The sequence below is a fragment of the Pseudomonas sp. Je.1.5.c genome, from assembly GCF_051129895.1.
Lineage (GTDB): Bacteria > Pseudomonadota > Gammaproteobacteria > Pseudomonadales > Pseudomonadaceae > Aquipseudomonas > Aquipseudomonas urmiensis.
The window spans coordinates 1-241 of the sequence record NZ_JBCPSP010000130.1 but is presented as its reverse complement, the minus strand read 5'-3'; the positions used below and the strand labels follow the sequence as shown (position 1 = coordinate 241).

1 protein-coding gene is annotated in these 241 nt (G+C 65.1%); it reads left to right on the top strand.

Going from position 1 to position 241, the window contains the following annotated elements; genetic code table 11:
- Positions 1-241: hypothetical protein (locus AAZU54_RS27450; protein WP_434727917.1), on the top strand; the 241-nt coding region annotated here is incomplete at both ends.

The window sequence follows — 241 nt, the reverse complement described above, 5'->3', positions numbered from 1 at the left end:
AACACCACCCAGTACCGCTACAACAGCGACAACCTGCCCATCGCCGTAGTCGATGCCAATGGCAACGAAAAAACCCTCGCCTACACCGCCGACGGCCTGCTCAGCCAGTACACCGACTGCTCCGGCCACACCCGCCACTGGCACTACGACCCCTGCGGCCAGCTGATCCGCTACACCGACGCCCTCGGCCAAGTCACCGAGTACGCCTACGAAGCCGGCCAACTGGCCCGCCTCACCCACC